Origin of the sequence: Galbibacter marinus (genome assembly GCF_000300875.1) — a bacterium.
Classification (GTDB): Bacteria; Bacteroidota; Bacteroidia; order Flavobacteriales; family Flavobacteriaceae; genus Galbibacter; species Galbibacter marinus.
This window is the reverse complement of sequence record NZ_AMSG01000025.1, coordinates 18,192-36,194: the sequence shown is the minus strand read 5'-3', so window position 1 is coordinate 36,194 and position 18,003 is coordinate 18,192. Positions and strand designations below refer to the sequence as shown.

General features: G+C 35.7%; 10 protein-coding genes and 1 pseudogene. 4 read left to right on the top strand and 7 right to left on the bottom strand.

The window, feature by feature from the left end:
- A pseudogene (locus I215_RS13205) lies at nucleotides 1–727 on the bottom strand (hypothetical protein); the annotation flags it as partial.
- Between the two features lie 509 nt (nucleotides 728–1,236).
- Complete coding sequence (locus I215_RS13200; RefSeq protein ID WP_008992483.1) at nucleotides 1,237–2,736, bottom strand: helix-turn-helix domain-containing protein; 1,500 nt, start codon at nucleotides 2,734–2,736, stop codon at nucleotides 1,237–1,239.
- 992 nt (nucleotides 2,737–3,728) lie between these two features.
- Here I215_RS13200 and I215_RS13195 point away from each other — a divergent pair.
- Nucleotides 3,729–4,424, top strand: a complete 696-nt coding sequence (locus I215_RS13195) for a polysaccharide biosynthesis/export family protein (protein WP_008992482.1) — start codon at nucleotides 3,729–3,731, stop codon at nucleotides 4,422–4,424.
- A 7-nt stretch (nucleotides 4,425–4,431) separates the two neighbouring features.
- Entirely contained in the window at nucleotides 4,432–6,780 is a 2,349-nt protein-coding gene (locus I215_RS13190) for a GumC family protein (RefSeq protein WP_008992481.1), read from the top strand.
- A gap of 198 nt (nucleotides 6,781–6,978) precedes the next feature.
- Here I215_RS13190 and I215_RS13185 read toward each other — a convergent pair whose 3' ends face one another.
- On the bottom strand, nucleotides 6,979–7,266 hold the full coding sequence (locus I215_RS13185; protein ID WP_202802607.1) for a helicase-related protein: 288 nt from the start codon (nucleotides 7,264–7,266) through the stop codon (nucleotides 6,979–6,981).
- A gap of 32 nt (nucleotides 7,267–7,298) precedes the next feature.
- Between I215_RS13185 and I215_RS13180 the strand changes: the two genes are divergently transcribed.
- Nucleotides 7,299–7,658: a hypothetical protein gene (locus I215_RS13180; protein WP_008992479.1), complete on the top strand. Its 360-nt coding sequence runs from the start codon at nucleotides 7,299–7,301 to the stop codon at nucleotides 7,656–7,658.
- Nucleotides 7,659–8,106: 448 nt separating this feature from the next.
- Here I215_RS13180 and I215_RS13175 read toward each other — a convergent pair whose 3' ends face one another.
- A complete protein-coding gene (locus I215_RS13175) occupies nucleotides 8,107–8,643 on the bottom strand; it encodes a Panacea domain-containing protein (protein ID WP_008992478.1) in 537 nt (178 codons plus the stop codon).
- Between the two features lie 132 nt (nucleotides 8,644–8,775).
- On the opposite strand from I215_RS13175, the gene I215_RS13170 reads away from it, so the two are divergent.
- Nucleotides 8,776–10,086, top strand: coding sequence for an ATP-binding protein (locus tag I215_RS13170; RefSeq protein ID WP_040460456.1), 1,311 nt, complete (start codon nucleotides 8,776–8,778; stop codon nucleotides 10,084–10,086).
- 252 nt (nucleotides 10,087–10,338) lie between these two features.
- Here I215_RS13170 and I215_RS13165 read toward each other — a convergent pair whose 3' ends face one another.
- From I215_RS13165 to I215_RS13155, 3 genes are read right to left on the bottom strand one after another with little or no spacing between them, the layout of a single operon-like run.
- Nucleotides 10,339–12,750 (bottom strand): glycoside hydrolase family 95 protein, encoded by a 2,412-nt coding sequence (locus I215_RS13165; protein WP_008992476.1) that lies wholly within the window; start codon nucleotides 12,748–12,750, stop codon nucleotides 10,339–10,341.
- Nucleotides 12,751–12,797: 47 nt separating this feature from the next.
- Nucleotides 12,798–14,264, bottom strand: coding sequence for a RagB/SusD family nutrient uptake outer membrane protein (locus I215_RS13160; protein ID WP_008992475.1), 1,467 nt, complete (start codon nucleotides 14,262–14,264; stop codon nucleotides 12,798–12,800).
- A 10-nt stretch (nucleotides 14,265–14,274) separates the two neighbouring features.
- Nucleotides 14,275–17,424 (bottom strand): SusC/RagA family TonB-linked outer membrane protein, encoded by a 3,150-nt coding sequence (locus I215_RS13155; RefSeq protein ID WP_008992474.1) that lies wholly within the window; start codon nucleotides 17,422–17,424, stop codon nucleotides 14,275–14,277.
- Between the last annotated feature and the right edge of the window lie 579 nt (nucleotides 17,425–18,003).

The following is an 18,003-nucleotide window of genomic DNA, read 5'->3' as shown; positions in this document are numbered from 1 at the left end:
AGGTCTCCATATTGGAAACATCCAAAATTGTGGGCGTACCATCTTCATCCGTGAAAGTAAACGTACCGTCAGCGTTCTCAACTAAGGTTGTAACTGTCTCAAGATTATCTATAACTGTTGCCAGATCTACTATAGTAACTACCCCTGCTTCATCAGTATATGTCAATTCTCCACTTGCAGGATCTAGAATCAAATCCGTAAGAGTCTCCATGCCAGAAACATCCAATACGGTTTCCTTTCCCTCTTCATCAATAAAAGTGAAAGTCCCATCAGCATTCTGAATAATAGAAGTAAGTGTTTCATAACCTTTCACCAAATTTTCTAGATTGACAGTCACTTGATCTCCAGAATTATTGATGTAGTTAAACACATCACCTACCGAGTCATAAACAACAACATTATCAATTACACCACCTTTAGAAACATCATCAGCTGTTACAACACGGTGCCAACGGTTTGCAAACCAGTAATAATATCCTGGTTTAATATCAGTGGAACTTGCTGTATTGAAAACAAGTAGACTTTCAACATTTCCACTAGAAATTGTTTCCATGTCCTGAGTACTTGACAAGGCAACTCTCGGGATTAAAATTCCTTTATCTTGCGAAACAACATCCAGTTCTGCAGAGGCATCTGGCATTGGAGTTCCAATACCAACTTGTGCTTTTATTTGTGAAAAACACAAGATTGAGCCTACCAATAATAAAAATTGTAATTGTTTTTTCATGGTAAATAAACTAGTAAGTATCTTATAATAAGATTGGATTATTACGTTAATAATTTAGGTTTGAAGCACAATATTGATCATGATTTATTGGGATTGCAAAAATCCGCTAATTGTTTAAAAACGAAATGAATTCAGCTCAAAAGGATTGCTTGTTTTCCGGAAAACAACGCATACTTTAATCCTTTTAACGGTGAGGGTTCAAAAAGATCGATCAAATTCATAGAACAAATTTACCTTGAGAAAAAGATGTAGATATTCAACCAAATAAACAGCGAAAAATTATTGTTTTAGCTGTGAATTTATAATCACTTATTTGGTTTTTGATTTAGTAAAGGTGCTGATGTTTATTTTAAGTGGTAGTGCATCTAAAAAGAGACAAGGAATAAAGAAATTAAAATTGCAGTTCCATTAAGCCTTCCAACCTCAAAAAAGCAAGAACTATTACTTTAGTTTTTTGATAAAAAATGGTTCAATGTGATCTCTATAGGAGACTAGAAATAAAACAACAACTATTTCAAGTTCTGGATATACTTAGAAGGAGATTGTTTCATGATTCGCTTGAAGTTAACAGCAAAGGCGCTGTAAGACCCATAGCCACTTATATCTGCTAAATGCGCAAGTGTATATTTTCTAACATGTGGCTTCATTTCTAACTCGTGGATGATAAATTGTATCCTAAGTTTATTAATATAGGTACGGTAATCAGTATGTAGGTGGTGTTTTAAAAAGTAGTTCAAATATTTGGTATTGGTTTCCAATTCCGTGGCTAACATAGAGTAAGAAAATGTCTTGTCCAGAAATTTCTTTTCTTTTTCAAAAATTTCCAATTTTTGATTGAATTTATCGATCATTTCAGCGGAAAGTTCCACAGTGGTCGTTTTATCATCACTAGTATTAGGTTCTAAAACATCAGTAGTCAAAAACGTCACTTGTTTTTTACGATAGAAGTAAACTCCTATCCCACCTGAAATCAACAAAATGCTTATTCCCATTCCCCATATCCAATTATTTAAGGATTCTTGATTACGATTTTTATTAAGGTAATTTGAAACTACATCAATACTTTTCTTATTGAGATTTCGAGAATTACGAATAGTTTGATTGTATTTTGTAAGGTAGACAACAGCACTGTCAGCTTGGCCTCTTCCCTTATAATAATTAGAGAGACTTTCGTATACTTTTTCCTTTAGAAATGAGTTATTCACAGTTTCAGTGAAACGAAGCGCTTTTGTTAAGTACAGGTGGGCGCTATCACTTTTCATTAACCTCCTAAAGGTTTCTCCTGTGCCTTGAGAAATAAGTGCAGCATAAATTGAATTATCAGCCTGAGCTTCCTTAATCTCATCACTTGCAATTTTAAAATGATTTAATGCTTCGACATTTTTATTTAATCCAAGGTAACTCCGTGCATATAATTGTCGAGTGTTGGCAAGGACAAAACTTCTATACTGGCTGTCATCTAAAGTACCGTAATAGGCTATGGCCTTTTTAGCATATTCCGAAGCACCCTTAAAATCATCAGCAATAAAGCTATATTCACCCAGTTCGTGATTGGCCATGGCTTGATATCGCAATTTTTCTTTGTCATCAGAGAACATATAGCTCAGGCTTAGACCTTGATTTAAATAGAATTTTCCTTTTTGATAAAAACCAATACTTCTACATTGTGTTGATAAGAAACCGTAAATTCTTGCCTGGTAATGGATATCCTCAGACTTTTTTGCAAATGATAATGCCTCTAAAGCGAATTTGATCGCCTCAGCCTGTTTATCTTGTTTTACTAGAATATCTGCAGAGAGAAATAATGCTTTTATCTTTTTTCTTTCAGAAGGAGCATTCTTGAATAAGGAGTCTGAAAGTTCTAACGCTTTCTTAGGATTATTTGTGGATAGGTTTAATACAATATCATTATAAAGTTTAGTGTACGTACTGTCTTTATCTAATTGTTGGGAACTTACAAGTTGGTTGCTTAAAAGAAGAGAAATTATTAGAAAAAATGGACTTTTCAATTTAATAATTTGTTGGTTATAATTTTTAAGATTAGAAAATCACTTGTTCGAGAAAAGAAAAAGAGAAAGTAACAACATGAGAAAAAATAGTCCATTGCGCTCTAAAAACTAGGTTGACATAATTCTGGTTTGTAGGATTCCTCCTCAATCTCCTTAATCAGCCAGCGAAAATATTAATAAGATTAACAAATAAATTGATATAAATTCCATTTTCGACTATTAGCTATTTATTTCAGTTGAACTACACTATAAAAAGGAAAACCATAAAACTTGAGTTCTAATGCACTTACTGGCTCCTCAAAACCTAGTCATTCCATAGAATTTGTGTAGAAAAGTACTATTCCGCATTAATTTATAACTTCTAGTATTCATAGGTCAATCTTAAATCTTTAAGACAATTTTAAGAAATAAAAATGCAATATGGTTTGGCTTCCTTCGTTTAGCTTATGTGTGATATAGAATATCATTTATTAGTTCAATAACCCGTCTAAAAAAAGGCATTTAAAGGTTAAGAACAGAATTGTAAGGAAAAGAAAAATTGATGAAAAAACATATACGCTCCAGAAAATCAACAGTACAACCTAAACCCTCTAGCGTAAACTTATATCTTCAATTCTAAATGATGTGTAGAAGCGTCTTTCTATATCCATATCATCTCAGGAACCCCCTTAATTACAATATGACCACTATTATTTAATAGTAAAAAAAACAGCAGTGAAACAAATAAAATTTCATATGATGCGTTGTGAAATAATTAATTTATGTATTAGATCCTATAACAATATAATGACCCTATTAATAGGGAATCCCGTTCTAAATTAAATTAAAAATACCCTAACTTGCCACGCACTAAGATGAAAAAAAGTAATAATAATCGGTTGAGGAATTAATTTCCACAACAACAAATAAAACCAAAAATGCTCCGATTCAGTTTAATACTTATACTAGTAGTATTAGTAACATCATGTGCCTCAAAAAAAGACATTCTGTATATGCAGGATATTGCAGCAGCCCAAAGTGAGATTCAAGCTTCTGTTCATGAGACAAAAATCAAACCTAATGACCTTTTAACTATTGTGGTCTCTGCAGATGACCCAACCGCTGCCGCTCCTTTTAATTTACCAATAACACCAACCTACACTCCAAATGGTCCACAGATTAATACTGTTCAGCAGTTACAGACTTATCTTGTAAATGATCAAGGGAACATCTCTTTTCCGGTGCTTGGAACAATAAATATTGCTGGTAAGGAAAGAAACGAAGCTGTTGAGTTACTTGAAGAAAGACTCAAAGAGTATATTAAAAATCCCATCGTTAATTTAAGAATTGTAAATTATAACATTTCTGTATTAGGAGAAGTGGCCAAGCCTGGTAATTTCACGGTCCAAGATGAAAAGGTGACCGTTCTAGAAGCCTTAAGTTTAGCAGGTGATCTTACCATATACGGAAAAAGAAACAATATCCTTGTCGTTAGGAACCAAGGTGATTCAACTAAGGTGAACTATAGGATTGACCTTACTAATTCTGATTTTATGAAATCTCCTGCCTTTTATTTACAACAGAACGATATCGTTTATGTTGAGCCTAATAGAGCCCAGGTACAAAGTTCGACCTATAACAGGAATACTCCTGTATATATCTCCATTGCCTCTGTTTTGATTTCATTAATTGTACTAATCACCAGATAATAAAAAGATGACCCAAAATCGCAATACACAAACTTCATTTGTAAATGAAGAGATTGACTTAGCTGAATTGTTCAGAGTACTCCAATCAAAATGGAAACTTATACTCATTGCTTTGGTTCTTTTTTCCATTGGAGGGTATCTCATATCTAATTTGCTTCCCAATCAATATGCCACAAAAACAACCATTTTAATAGAAGAGGATCAACAGAATGATCCCCTTAGCAAATTACAGGGTATTGAGTCTATTGATTTATTTGGAGGGCTTACTTCAGATTTTCTTCAAAATGAGATAGAAATTTTGAAATCCAGAAGGATTATTGGAAATGTTGTGGATAGTTTAAATTTAAACGTAAGTTACCTCAACAATGATGCTTTGGTCAACACTCCAATATATAGTGGTGACATGCCTTTTACGGTAAAAGCAACTCAAGTAAGACCCCTTATTTCAGGAGAAGTTCCTACGGTTAATATACAACTCAATGAAGATGGGACTACCTTTATCCTAAAATCAGATGATGGGGAGAAAACCTATGACTTAAACACTAAGATTCCATTAGCGTTCTGTAATATCACTGTGGTTCCAAATTATTTTTATATTGAAAATGATGCAGGGGAATCCGATAACTATGAGGTCACCATAACAGACAGGGAATCGGTTATTGATCATCTTTTAAAAAATATCCGCGCCACAATCATTGAAAATAGTTCCGTGATTACTATTGCTATGGAAAGTACCTCACCGAAGTTATCAGAAGATATCTTAAATAGCATGGTGGTTTTTTACAATAAGAATGCCATCAAAAACAAAAACGCTATTTCACTCAATACCGCAAGGTTTATTGAGAAACGACTAAAAATCATCAGCCAAGAATTGGATTCAGTAGAGACCAATAAGGTAGATTTTAAAAGTGTCAACAAATTAACGGATATCACTTTTCAAGCAGAAAAATTTGTAGAGAATATCTCTGAAACAAAGAAAAAAGAATTAGAAACACTTACTAAGATTGAACTTGTTAAATCCATCGTTCAGGAGTTACAAACAAATAGCAATAGTTTGATCCCAACCAATATCGGCATTGAAAATGAAGACATCAATCTCATTATCAACGAATATAATACAATGGTTTTGGAAAAGGAACGACTTCTAGAGAGTTCTACGGAGAAAAACCCAGTAGTAGTCGATCTTAATGCTAAAATCAACAAAATAAAATTTAATATTATCGAGAGTTTAAAGATGTATACATCTTCTTTAAACATCTTACTTCAAGATGTTAGAGCGCAAGAATCCGTCTTAAGTAATAGGGTAACTGAAATACCTCAACAAGAGAAGGATTATCGCTTTATTGAACGTCAACAAAATATTAAGGAAGCACTTTATTTATACTTACTTAGAAAAAGGGAAGAAGTGTCTGTAGTAATGTCTTCTCAGGCTTCTATGGCTAGAACCTTGGATGTGGCTTACACTCCTACAAAACCGATCTTTCCAAATAAAATTCTCTTTACTGCTGGCGCAGGCTTCGTAGGGATGTTTCTGGTCTTCGCTTATTATTTCTTACTTCTTTTCCTAAAGAATAAAATTGAAACCAAGGAAGATTTAGAAAACATTGTTGGTGATATTCCGATATTAGGAGAACTTCCGAATCTTAAAGACGCAGATCAGAAAATTATTGGCAATGATGACCGTTCTATTATGGCAGAGGCCCTAAGGGTAGTTCGTAGTAATTTGACCTTTTTATACATTAAGAAAGAAAACACAAAGGCTGCGACTAAAATATTAGTTACCTCAAGTGTAAAAGGTGAAGGTAAAACGCTTACCGCTATTAATTTGGCCACTATTTTATCAAATGCAAATAAGAAGACTTTACTCTTGGGAATTGATTTAAGAAATCCTCAGGTTTCAAATTACCTCAAAGGAGTTGAAGGCGTTCATCTCAAACACCAAGGGTTAGTTGAATACCTTAAAGTGAACGGAGAAAAAGATATTTCAAAAATCACAGCTTACAAATGTAAAAACGATTACTTGGATATTATTCTCTCTGGTCAGATACCACCAAATCCTGCGGAGTTGCTAATGGATAGAGCTGCCTTAAATGAATTTTTTAGTCAGGTAGAGAATGAATATGACTATATTATATTAGATTCGGCTCCACTTATGTTAGTAGCTGATTCTTTGGAATTATCTCCTCATGTGGATATGACAATTTGTATGGTACGATCAAATCATACGAAGATCCAAGATTTAAAAAGTGTCTTGAATCTATGTAGGGAAGGAAAGATTAAGAATCCAACTTTCTTACTTAATAATGTAGAGATGAAATACATTAAGTATGGTTATGAGTACACTCAACCATCTTAAAGGTTAAAACAATAGTTTCAATAGCTTAATTAAAAGCAAACAATCTAAGCCAACACTATTTTATTCTAGTGTTGGCTTTGATTGTTTTTAAATGCAATAATCCTGGGCTTTTTAACCAAATCTGCAGAGGGGTCAACATCATCCAGAATGATGTATCTTCGATTAATTATTCATTTTTAGCATTTTACATTTCAGGTGTTAATCGAACAAAAATGTGATATCTTCTGCAGTTAGGCTTTTAAGAAAGTTACCATCATCTGCAACCACTTCGTCCGAAATAATTTGTTTCCGCTCTTGTATAGCCATGATCTTTTCCTCGATGGTATCTTTGCAGATCATGTTATACGCAAAGACCTTTTGATCTTGTCCGATGCGGTGTGTTCGATCTATGGCTTGTTGCTGTACAGCCTTGTTCCACCATGGTTCCATTAAGAAAACGTAATTGGCATTGGTAAGGTTGATCCCAGAATTACCAGCAACGTTTATTTTCTGTGAGGGATATAGCTCTTTTTAAATTAATGAGCGCTTCCAGTAGGCCGGCCAGAAAGGATATTTATGATTTACATTATATAACCAAGGAATATCCTTTAATTGATCTATATAGCCAACTATTGGAGAAACACAAAAGATTCGACAAAGAAGAAGACAAGAATATTTTTGATTTGGATAATGAGGACACGGCATTGAATAATCCATTGTTGTTGTTAAGGTTTGACAGAAAGTATAAGGTGAGTAAAGATAAAATGATGCATTCTCACGATAATATTGTTACGATTGACGCGGCGGATTCTTGGCAAATGGCCAGTATGCGTTGGAGAATTCATCTTCGGCGATTATGTTCCTTTTTAGATATTGATTACCCTTCAGCACTTGTATAACAAGTAAATCATTTCTCAGAGTATTATCCGATATATCTATTTAAAGTCCAGTGGACATAAAAGTGAAGGAGCATTTATACCTTGAAACACATTACACAATAATTGCACAGATTACCTAAAATCCAATGCTAAAGCCATTGGCATTATCAAGTCTTACCGCTTACTGCCCAAGTCCAAGTTAGTCCAAGAAGGCAACTTCCATTCGTTGTCCAGAACCAGCTGGACAAAAAATCTACGAAGACACATCAATGTATAAGAATCTGGGAGTTCCCCCTTTTAAGTGAGCCCTACAACATAGGTACTTTTTCAAAAGCTTTTGTAAGTCGTTTTTAAATTCTGTTAATTCTCCAAAAGTCATTCTTGTTCAATTTTATCTCCATAGTTTCTCACGGAATAAGGTGCATCTCTATAAAAAGCTAATTCATAATTTATTTCTTCTCCCTCTTTTTTAAGCTAACCAGGGTAAATCCTTATGAGAGTAATTTCTTATTGTTGCCGCATACCAACCACTCATTTGCTGAATAACGTGATCCAGAATTGCAGTTTCACTTGCTTTTAACTTATCTAAATTTGCTTTTTCTAATGGCAAATAACGAGTTTGAGGATAACCGTGATATTTAGTTTTGAGCCGTTTCAGCAATCCTCTTTCAACCATTTGATTGATAATTGTATTTAATATTTGAGGTACAGGACCATAAGGTAATTTTTTATATTTTGCACCGTTTAAATGTCCTTCATATAATTCATAATAATTAAAATCAGCGAAATACAGTAGCTTGTAAAGAACTGCTTCTCCAACATTTGGTTTTCCTGCACATTTTTCTAGAATGTATAATAACACATTTTTAAACTTATCAACTTTTAAACTAGGTACTGCAATTCGCTCCTCAATAACAGTAGTATTTTTTATATTCACCACATTAATTTCTTGGTGAATCTCAAAATTATCAGACATAAAATAATCTAACGAAAATTCTAATTCCATTGACAACTGCTGCATTTCAAAAAGTAAAAAAAGGTATGACAATGATTTTTAGCTTTTTTCTGAATTTTATGTTATCTTTGATTTATAGCAATGACCATTACAGTAATATGCATTGCAATAAATGCAAGAATTATGAAGTTTTACAATCGAGAAAAGGAAATTAAATTACTCCATAGTATAGAGAAAAAATCTATACAAGCAGCTCAAATGACTTTTGTTGTTGGGCGCAGAAGGATAGGAAAGACAAGCCTTCTAGCAAAGGCATACCAAGAACACACCATGCTCTATTTTTTTGTCGCAAAAAAAAACGAATCTTTATTGTGTCAAGAGTTTGTACAGGAAATTCGTAATAAACTCCAAGTAGAAATTTTCGGGGAACTCAAAACATTCAAAAGTGTTTTTGGCTATTTAATGGAATTGTCCAAAACAATGCATTTCACGTTGATTATTGATGAATTCCAAGAATTCAAAACCATTAACCCTTCTATTTATAGTGACATGCAAAATAGTTGGGATAGTCAAAAAGACCAAAGCAAAATCAATTTGATATTGTGCGGTTCTGTTTATTCATTAATGAGCAGAATATTCGAACATTCAAAAGAACCACTATTTGGCAGAGCTACTGGTAGAATTCATTTGAAAGAATTTACAATTTCTACCCTCAAAGAAATATTAATAGACTACCACAAGGAGTTCAATAATGAAGATTTACTAGCCTTTTATCTCATTACAGGAGGCGTAGCTAAATACGTTGAACTGCTTGTACAGGAAAATGCGTTTTCTATTGATCATATATTGAATGTTGTCTTAAGCGACAATTCTCTTTTTTTAGATGAAGGAAGGAATGTACTAATCGATGAATTTGGAAAGGAATATGGAAATTATTTTTCAATACTTTCACTGATTGCTTCCTCTAAAACCTCTCGTTTAGAAATAGAATCCATAATGGAAATGCAAGTTGGTGGCTTCCTTGATCGCCTTGAAAATGAATTCGGAATTATTTCAAAAGTTAGGCCAATTTTTGCCAAGCCTAGTAGCCGCTCAGTTAAGTATCACATCAAAGATAATTTCTTGAACTTTTGGTTTCGGTTCATTTACAAATACAGGAGTGCTGTGGAAATTGGAAACTTTGATTTTTTGAAAAAAATCATTAATCGGGATTACAACACTTTTAGCGGCCCCATACTCGAAAAGTATTTTATTGAGAAAATGAAACAAGAAGGAAATTATTCTAACATTGGTACCTACTGGGAAAAAGGTAATCAAAACGAGATTGATATTGTCGCCCTAAATGAACTCGATAAATCTATCATCTATGGGGAAGTAAAGAGGAATAAGAAAAATATCAGCTTAGGGGTTTTGGAGAAAAAAACCGAGAAACTTCAAAGCAAATTCTCTGATTATCAAGCCAAATATATTGGTTTATCCATAGAGGACATGTGAGCTGATTTGGTTAGGTATTTGTCTATTCAATAGAAGTTATAAATAGATAACATGAATCTGGAAATCTATTCAATTTAAATATGTAGTCACCTTTAATTACCACGAAAAAAACCATCATTTTTGAATTGTAATTTCGACGATCCACTTATCATATACCATTTTGGAAGAAATTTAGGTGCGCTATAATTTCTAAACTATACCCTTCTTAGAATGATTAAAAGAAGGGTATAGTTTAGAAGTTTTTATAGCCTCTTACAGGTGATCGAAAAGCTGAACTTGATCCCCTTTTTTAAGATCCAATTCAATATAGTCCGTATTAATTGGAATATGCTTATTTGGATTAGCATTCAGGGTATAGCTTTTGATTGCTTTAGAAACTTTTATCTTAAATGTATTTTCACTAGTTGCTTTTAAGTAGGCACTTTTCAACTTACCTCTTTCCCATGCAGCTCCGACTTCTGCTCCGCCACGTACTCGTAATCCCTCAAAATTACCGTCCTTCCACACCTTTGGAAGAGCTGGTAGAAAGTTTATAAAACCTTCGTGACTTTGAACGAGCATCTCAGCAATTCCAGCTGCAGCTCCGAAGTTTCCGTCAATTTGAAAAGGTGGATGTGCACAGAACAAATTAGGGTAGGTTCCTCCCCCATCGCTCATATTAAAACCTGTTTCGGTGGAAGGCTTCAATAAATCCCCAAGTAATTTATAAGCATGTTCACCATCAGCTAACCGTGCCCAAAAATTAATCTTCCATGCAAGCGACCAACCTGTACTAATATCACCTCTTTTCAAAAGAGTCTTTTTGGCCGCCTGAGCTAATTCTGGTGTTTTTTCTAGGCTTATTTCGTTCCCTGGATAAAGACCCCAAAGATGTGAAACATGACGATGGGTAGGTTCAGGCTCCTTATAATCTTTAATCCATTCCATCAAACGACCGTTCTTTGCAATTTGGTTTGGTGGTAATTTAGTTATGCGATGTTTAAGCTGCTTTCTAAACTGCTTATCAACATCCAATAATTGTGATGCCTCGATTACATTTTGGAACAGGGATCGAATGATTTGATTATCTATGGTAGGGGCAATAGCTACATTTGCTTTTTCCCCATTGGTTAGAAAAAATGCATTTTCAGGAGAATTAGAAGGTGCAGTAACAAGCCAATCCCGATCGGGGTGTTCTACCAAGGTACTATTATAAAACTGAGCTGATCCTTTGAGTATCGGATAGATCTTTTTTAAATAATCCATATCTTGATTAAATGCATAATGCCTCCATAACATTTGGCACATCCAACCTGATCCAGAATTTGTAGAACCCCAAGAAGGATGCTCTCCAGGAGACGTATACCCCCATATATTAGTGATTACATGTGCAACCCAACCATCACCACCGTAATAGGTTTTTGCAGTCTTTTCACCCGGTTCCACCAATCCCTTAATAAGTTTATAATAGGGTTGATTAAGCATCGGAAGGTTAACAACATCAATGGGCCAGTGATTCATTTGAAGATTAATATTTAAATGGTAATCGCCGTTCCATGGTGTTTGTACAGTATTGGCCCACAGCCCCTGCAAGTTAGGAGGCAATAAACCTGGACGAGTACTTGAAATGGCCAGATAGCGACCATATTGAAAATACAGCTCTGCTAGTCCTGGGTCATCTTTGGTGATTTCAAATCTCTTTAGACGCTCATCTGTTGGTAAAGCTTCTGCTTGAGTTTCACTCCCTAGTTCTATAGAGGCGCGATCAAACATGTTTTTATAAAAATCAATATGCGTCTCTTTAAGAGTATTATAAGGTTTCTTTTCAGCCTTATCCAACTGCGTTTCTACCCACTGCTCAACATTTGGAACGAAATAATCCGTTGCTGCAGAAATCAAAATCACGGCGGAATTTGCACCATTCACTTGAAGCGTTCCATCTTTTGCCTTAAGGGTACCACCCTCTGGAATGACTCTTACTCTAAGAGCGTACTTCATTCCATTTCCATCGGTACCATTATTTAATTGTCCCTGCATTAGAAGTTCTTCCCCTTGGGTAGTGGTTGTAAAGCGTTCGGGTCTATCCACACCTAAGTCAAAGGATATTTGTGCTGCTTTACTAGCGGTGAGCTTAAATACAATCACATCATCAGAAAAACTTGTAAAATATTCCCGTGTATATTCAACCCCATCCACAGAAAAGGTAGTAGTAGCCGTGGCATTTGTAATGTCCAATTCACGTTTGTAATCCTGAGCCTTGTTTGGTAGATGGTAATTAAAATGAAGGTTACCCAGGATTTGATAGCTACCGTAGGGCACATCGGCGCCATTTCCTTTTCCACTTCCAGGACCTTTGCTGACAAAGGTCTTATACATAAGGGCTTCTGCTTGGCTGTTTTTCCCTTCAAATAATAGCCTTCTTATCTCTGGCAAATACTTTATCGCATTGGGATCATCGGCATCTTGGGGACCCCCAGACCACAGAGTAATGTCATTCAACACTATATTTTCTTGACTTACTCCTCCATCTGGCATAGCCCCTAACCTGCCATTACCTAAAGGGATCGATCCTTCCCAAAGTTCAGCTGGCTGCTTGTACCAGAGCTTAAGATTGTCTTGAGAATGTGCTATTTGAAAAAAACAAATAGCACATATAACAGTAATAATACTGGGTGTTAATTTCATAATGTTTTAGCTTAATGTAAATTTAACAACTTCTTTATGAGTTCCTATTAATAATCAGGATTCTGAACCAGCACACCTTGACTTTTATCGATTTCCGTTTGTGGTAATGGCCACAAATAAAAGGCGTCTTCAAAGTAGTACGAAAGTACACCATCGTTTACCTCACTGAGTACTTCTTCTGCGATTCTCCAACGTTTTAAATCATAGTATCGTAACCCTTCAAATGCAAACTCTATACGACGCTCCTCTTTAATGTGTTGTCTTAAGGTAACTTTATCTAATCCTGTTTGAAGTGCTGCTAAGCCTGCTCGCGCTCTTACTTGGTTTACAGCATCAAGAACCGACTGACTAGGTCCTTGAAGTTCGTTCTGCGCCTCAGCATAAGATAAGAGAACTTCCGCATATCTCAACATTACCCAATCTTGTTGGCTTTGAGTGGAATACCCATAGGGCATTAATCCAGGACTAAGAAATTTTTTCAATCCATAACCTGTTGGATCGTCATTAGAAGGAGAATGTGTATTACCGTCAATTTCTACCACATCTTTAAAAATAGACTTTTCTAATCTAAGATCGCCTTCACTATAAGTATCAACTAAATTTTGAAGCGGACTTACCACTATCCAGTCTCCGTACCACTGATCCATCGCAGTGGCATTATCTGGCGCTAAAAATTTGATTGAAAACATGATCTCTGGACTCATTTCTTGTGTTCCATCTCTAAATACAGCTTCATAATTTTCATCCAACTTATAACCAGAACTCATAAGTTCTAAGGCTAGATCCCTTGCGCTTGTCATAATCTCAGTATTTACTGATCCACTTTCATTGTAGGCCACATCCATTAATACGCGGAGTTTAAGTCCTTGCGCCGAAGTCTTCACTGCATGGCCATTGGCATCTGGATAAAGTGCCGTAGGTAGGTTAGCAATTGCAAAATCAATATCAGTGAGACTCTGATTTAACACCTCTTCCTGGGTGGACTTTGGTTGAATCTGAGTTTCCAAATTGAGTGGCTCAGTGCTTATCGGAACAGCGCCATAGGCAAAGTATAAGAGATAGTAATAATATCCTCTTATAAATCGAGCTTCAGCTTCATATTGAGATTTAACGTTGGCATCCATGTCAGTGCCTTGGTATTGTTCTAATTTTTCTAGAAAAATGTTCACGCGCGTAATTCCCTGGTAGCAGGTATTGTATAAATCGGTAATATACCCACCTGTTGAAGGTGAAATATTTCCTTGCACATAGGTCTGGCTATTCCAGTAATTGTGCTGACCGTATGCATTATCTGTCAGCACATCCCAATTGGGCATACCATAAGAGACTATACCTCCACCTCCTTGCAAGCTGGCATACACGGCAGTCAGCGCCATTTCAAAATCCGATTTGGATTTCCAGAACTCTGAAGATGATAATCTATCCTTAGGGTTTTTATCTAAAAGATCAGTATCACAACTGGTTAAACCCAGGCTAATAAACAGTACTATACTATAAATGATATATTTTTTCATAACGCCGATTTTAAAATATAATGTTCACTCCAAGAGAATAAATCTTATTTTGTGGATAGTTCAAAAACCGTCCACTTCCTGCCCTCTCGGGATCCAGACCGAAATAGTCTGTAAAGGTCAATAAGTTATCACCTGAAACATACAAGCGAAGTTTCTTAATGTTTAATCGCTCTACAACATCTTCAGGAAGACTATAACCTAAGGTTACATTTTTCAATCTTAAATAGGAAGCATCCTGCAGATAGTAGGTTGAATTTCTACTTATTTTATCAGGTGCATTGAATCCCCAATAAATTTTAGGCATGGTGGTAGATGGGTTCTCAGGTGTCCATCGATCTCTCCAGTGTGTTGTTGGAGGAGATCCTTGTACAAAGGGTTGGACCCCCCAATCCTTTACAAATATATTTCTTCCCTCTACGCCTTGGAAGAAAAATGAAAAGTCGAAATTCTTCCAGCTGCTGCTAAAGTTAAAAGAGTATTCAAAGTCAGGATATTGCCCATCAATGTATGTGCGATCATCATCATTAACTACACCATCACCGTTCTGGTCTACAAATCTTAGATCTCCAGGTTCTGTGTTATCATTATACTGTTTGGGAGCCGCATCAATTTCTGCTTGGGTTTGGAAAATTCCATCCCACTCCAACATATAATACGTATTCCAAGGTAAGCCTTCTTCGTTCACAACGGTTCCTGAAATTTCTTGGGCTCCAAAATCCACCAATTCATTTTTAAACTTATCTATAAAGAAACTAGCGTTGTATGCCAAACCTTCAAAAAAGCCAGATTGCACCATATTTCGATATTGAAGGCTTAACTCAACCCCAGTGTTTTCCATGGTACCACTATTGACCGTTGGTGCACCTAATCCTACAATTCCTGTTAACTGCGAACCCCTCAAAATATCAATAGTACTTTTTTTATACCAGTCTAAGGTAATGTCCAATCCTCTAAAGGCGGTTATATCCACACCGATGTCTGTGATCTTCGTGGTCTCCCACGTGATATTACGATTTGAAAGTGCTAATGCGGCCGCCCCAGAGCTAAGCACTGAGTTATCGAAAGAATAATTACCTGTAAAGGCCAAAATATCTTGATAAGGGTAATTCCCTATATTCTGATTACCCAGCTCTCCATAAGATCCTCTGATTTTTAAATTATCTAACCAATCGATACCAGCATTCTTTATAAATGGCTCTTCACTCACCCTCCAACCTGCTGAAAAAGATGGAAAGGCTCCCCATCGTGTATCCTCATGTAATCGCGAAGTTCCATCGTAACGCAAATTGAATTCTACCAAATAGCGCTGCTTGAAATCATATCCCAATCTTCCGAAGAAAGATTGTAAGGCCCACTCATAGGTTGACCCGTAGGCATTTTGAATTGCTGGACTACCTGCGTCTAATTCAATAAGATTATTTCCAGCGTAATCCCTTCTATAACCTTCAAGGTATTGGTTTTCATTATACTCTTGACTATACCCAATTTGTGCAGTCAAGTGATGATTATTCGCAAATGTTTCCTCGAATTTTAAATATGAGAATAGATTGGTGTAAATGTTTTGGGTATCATTGGTTGTAAGTCCACTACCTCCAACATCGAGATTAGTGGCGAATTCCCCGCTATGAAAGTCATAAAGCTGCACCTGTGGTCTCCAGTCTTTCCATTTTGTAAAATCACCAACGATAGCCGCTTTAGTATACCAATTTAAATTGTCTGTAAAATGTATATCGACCCACCCTTGGGCGTTTATGTTATAATCGATGGTATTTCTCATTGCATTGTTCTGGACAATAGCAACCGGGTTCTTGTTGTTTGCCTCAAAATCATAGGCCTTATAAGAATACCTCCCGTCAGGCAGGCGAGGAGTATAGGTAGGCGCCTGAGAAAGAGTGGCGATAAATAAGTCTTCGGATCCTTGTCGTGGTGCACTTCTATCTCCTTTTTTCAAAGCGATATTAGTTCCAAATTTTATATGATCGTTTATTTGAGAACCAAAGTTAAAACGGATGTTGTAACGCTGATAATCAAAGCCCATCATAACTCCAGGTTGATCCACATAACCAAGTGACAAGTTGTAATTGGTGTCTCCCTTAGTACCATTTATACTTAAATGGTGTTTCTGAACAAAAGCAGGGTCGAATACAATATCGAGCCAATCTGCATTTGGATACCTCACGCGGTCAGTGGCGTTACGGTATAAATCGATTTCGGATTGAGGATACAAACCAGAAGTTATGCCAGTATTTATCTTAGCCTCATTCCATAATTCCATGTATTCTGCTGAATTGGTTATCAGATCGAATAGTTTTGTCGGAGTGTGTATAGAGGTGTTAAGGTTGTACTCGACATTTATCCCCTCTCCTTTACCTTTCTTGGTGGTAACTAAAATCACACCATTTGCTGCTCGTGATCCATAAATAGATGCAGAAGCAGCATCCTTTAGAACTGATACGTTTTCAATATTATTGGGGTCAATACTGTTTAGATTTCCCTCGACACCATCAATTAAAACCAAGGGGTTTGATCCTGCTCCACTAAAGGTTCCTTGTCCACGAATTCTAACAGACAATCCTTCGTTTCCAGGTTCTCCAGAATTTTGCACAACCCGAAGTCCAGGCACCTGCCCCTGTAGCATTGAGGCTGAATTGGTTACAGGTCGCCTGATTAAATCATCTCCATCTACGCTACTTACCGCACCTGTGAGGTTTACTTTCTTTTGTGTTCCATAACCCACCACTACAACCTCGTCTAGGGTGGCAGTTTCTAATTCTAATGCAATATTAATATTGCTTCTACCGCTAACCGCAATTTCTTGGGTTGCAAAACCAATATAACTGACTACTAAGGTAGCATTGGAAGGTATTTCAATGGTGTAATTTCCATCAAAATCTGTCATTACTCCGTTGGTAGTTCCTTTTTCCAGAATATTCGCCCCTGGAATCGGCATGTCGGTGCCCACTTCTGTAATGGTTCCTGAGACGGTAATTGTTTCTTGTTTAGTTGTCGTGCTAACTTCATTTGACACCGATTGTGAAAAGTTAGATCCGTAAGAATTTAGGATCGAAAGCATAAAGAACACTGCAGTTAGTTTTATGCCTAATCCATAGGTGTAAAGCTTATCGTAACTGACAAGCTTTAAAAAATTGTAATTTTTCATACTTTTGAATTGATTTAGTGATTAACATCTTTCTTTAAATCATTTTAATCAACCGGGAAATAGGCCAATATTTTCCGGTTTTTTGTTTTTTAAGTTTATGCCATAGATCGCATTGGTTTAAAATGGTTAGTATTTTTCTTTAGATTTCTAATTTTATATAACAGGTTATCTTTCGTTTGCTTTGCCCTCGCAAGCTAAAATAAGATATTAAAAAACATACTTCTACCACACAATTGACAAAAACCTATACTTTTTTTGCTCCTCCCCTTAAAAAGCACTGGTTTTTTTTGCAAATTTCATTATAAGCAGCAATTAAAACTGAACATTTATTAATCTCCTAGTTTTTGATTCGTGTTACTTATAAATGATATTGTAAAAGTTTAACCCAATAAGTAAACAAACAGCAGTACAAAAAGGAAAACAATAAGTTCCAGTAACAGGTTGCGGTATTTGTGTATAAACTGGAGGTAAGTATCTCGTTTTCATAGAATTTTGGTTTTATGATAGTAGGTTTTCGGAAGTAACTAGTTTTTTGGTGGGAATATAAATTGCACTTCAATTGTTAAACCCGGTGGACTA

Bases quoted from the DNA above. Each gene is read 5' to 3' on its own strand.
- I215_RS13195 (WP_008992482.1), top strand. From the start codon at position 3,729: ATGCAGGATATTGCAGCAGCCCAAAGTGAGATTCAAGCTTCTGTTCAT.
- I215_RS13190 (WP_008992481.1), top strand. From the start codon at position 4,432: ATGACCCAAAATCGCAATACACAAACTTCATTTGTAAATGAAGAGATT.
- I215_RS13180 (WP_008992479.1), top strand. From the start codon at position 7,299: ATGAGCGCTTCCAGTAGGCCGGCCAGAAAGGATATTTATGATTTACAT.
- I215_RS13175 (WP_008992478.1), bottom strand. From the start codon at position 8,643: ATGGAATTAGAATTTTCGTTAGATTATTTTATGTCTGATAATTTTGAG.
- I215_RS13170 (WP_040460456.1), top strand. From the start codon at position 8,776: ATGAAGTTTTACAATCGAGAAAAGGAAATTAAATTACTCCATAGTATA.
- I215_RS13165 (WP_008992476.1), bottom strand. From the start codon at position 12,750: ATGAAATTAACACCCAGTATTATTACTGTTATATGTGCTATTTGTTTT.
- I215_RS13160 (WP_008992475.1), bottom strand. From the start codon at position 14,264: ATGAAAAAATATATCATTTATAGTATAGTACTGTTTATTAGCCTGGGT.
- I215_RS13155 (WP_008992474.1), bottom strand. From the start codon at position 17,424: ATGAAAAATTACAATTTTTTAAAGCTTGTCAGTTACGATAAGCTTTAC.